Source organism: Aureimonas psammosilenae, assembly GCF_009176975.1.
GTDB classification, from domain to species: domain Bacteria; phylum Pseudomonadota; class Alphaproteobacteria; order Rhizobiales; family Rhizobiaceae; genus Plantimonas; species Plantimonas psammosilenae.
In genome coordinates this window covers 1-2,325 of record NZ_WEZG01000041.1, presented here as the reverse complement: position 1 = coordinate 2,325, position 2,325 = coordinate 1, and the positions used below count along the sequence as shown (strand labels likewise).

1 protein-coding gene is annotated in these 2,325 nt (G+C 42.2%); it reads right to left on the bottom strand.

What is annotated here, in order from left to right; all coding sequences use genetic code 11:
- Window positions 1-2,325: hypothetical protein (locus F9929_RS24265; RefSeq protein ID WP_210251396.1), on the bottom strand; the 2,325-nt coding region annotated here is incomplete at both ends.

Sequence of the window (2,325 nt, the reverse complement as noted above, 5' to 3'; positions counted from 1 at the left end):
GCCGCTCATGCCACTTTGAGCTTCTCTTTTAAGTTTGTTGAATGAGTTTGTAAACGATGAACCCATCTTATTCCCAGCAGATTGAACAGTACTGTTAATCTTGTTCATCCCACTAGTTACAGTCGAAGCCAAGCTATTCATAGCTGATGTTGCAGATGCCTTAGCCTTATTGAAATTGTTAGTGATACTTGACGCCATTTTTGATGACGCTGCGTTGGCAGATGAGGCGGCCGAGTTAAGCTTAGATGTCACGTTGCTTGATAATCCACCCGCTGAACTGCTCGCATTTGCTTGCATTGCATCAAAGTTTGATGTAACGCCGTTATTTGCCGCTTGTGCTGCACTTGTGGCGTTTGTGCTTGCAGTAGCAAGATTATTGGTGATGCCATCGCTAAGAGCTTGTGAATTCGCCGTACCAATTTGATTAGCCAGTTCAGTGTTTGAGGCTATCGCTTGATAATACTGTGGCATTTGCGTTAACGCTTCATTGCTTAGTGATGCCGTTTCAAGGTTAACACCATTTGCCATAGCTTGAGCGTTAATGGTAGCTTGCAATTGAGCTGAGGAAGTTGAGGTCTCGACAGCATTTTTGAATTGTTCCAAGCTCATGCCAGCCTTTAATGCCAACTGAGCCATTTGGTCGGCCGAGTTGACTTGTAACCCCGTAATTGCTGTTGTTCCCGCTACGTTTGCTTGATTAAAACCATTTGTCACACTGTTTAGGATGCTCTGCATATCTACATCAGTATTCGTAGCAGTTTGACTTGTTGAAGTCTTAATACTATCAGTCATTTCAGTGGTATCAGCTTTGATTTTTTCTTTACTAGAGCTAGATTTTCCAGTAATGCTGTCCCAAAGTGAACTAAATCCGTTCTTGATACCGTCCCAAACACCTTTTAAAGCGTTAGGAATAGCTTCAATCATTGCCTTACCAAGCCCGACAATCAATTGAACACCAGCTGCAAGGATTTGTGGGATGTTTTGGATGATTGTAATAGCCAACTGCCCGACAAGTTGAATACCTGCTGCGATGATTTGCGGCAGATTTTCAACTATTCCTCGAAGCAACGCCTGAATAATTTGAACTGCTGATTGAACAATATTAGGTAAATTCTGAAGAATACCCTGAACCAACATGACGATGATTTGAATACCACCTTGCAAGATTTGTGGTAAATAATTGGCTAAGCCTGTGATGAATCCAGTGATAACCTGTGTCGCAATTTGTATTATCGTTGGTAAGTTCTGGACGATTCCCTGAACTAAGTTAGTGATAATCTCGATACCTTTAGAGATAATGTTAGGCATATTAGTGGACAAATTTTGCCCAAAATTGTTAACAATTTGTTGCGCATATTGCAAAAGTAAAGGTAAATTTTGAACTAAACCATTGACGACATTTGCAATAAAATCCATACCAACAGACAAAAGTTGTGGTAGTGCGCCAGCGATTGAGCTAACAAATGTACCGACAATTTGAACGGCTGACGAAATCAAACTATCAGCGTTTGCACCCACACCTTGAACAAGGCTTGAAATTAAATCAACACCAGCTTGCACAATCACTGGGAACATAACAGTGAATGCATTAGCGAACTTAGCGATTAAATCCGCACCACTAGCAATCAATGCTGGAATTTGACTAGTAATACCGTTTACCAAGTTCGTGATGATTTGTGGCCCTTTAGTTGTCACCATAGCTAGTAACTGGTCAATCTGTGCGCCAAATTGACTATTGATCAAACCAACGCCAGCAACGACCAGACCAAGAATGGCAGCTGGTCCGATTGAAGCAAGTGCCATACTAGCAACGCTTGCTATTGCCGAAGTCATCCCGCCAAGCACTGATAACCCTGTACTTGCAGCGCTGCCAAAGACACCAGCAAGACCTGTCACATTTTGAGCTAAAGCACCAACAAGACCACCAAGATTGCTAAAAGCAGTGCCGATAACACTTCCAAAGACTGATGCCTTTTCTCCAATGCTACCTAGCGCAACTCCAATTTTACCGATTCCAGAAAGGAGTGGCATAAGTGTTGCAATAGCACTTTTTGGATTCATCAGCGCCCATGCCGCAACGGCTGCTGGTCCTATCTCGGCTATTTTAGTTTTAATCTTATCAATGGTTGCTTGTGTCAACTCACCATTTTGGGCGAATTCACCAAGAGCTGTATTGAGCAAGTCAAAACCTGATTTGATACTTTGACTGATTCCTGATACATCAATATCAATCGAATTTTTCAGTCTTGCAAAGGCAGCGACCATATTTGGGATAACTGCAGTGACAGTAGCAAACGCATCGTTGATAGCTGGTTTTAAAGCCAA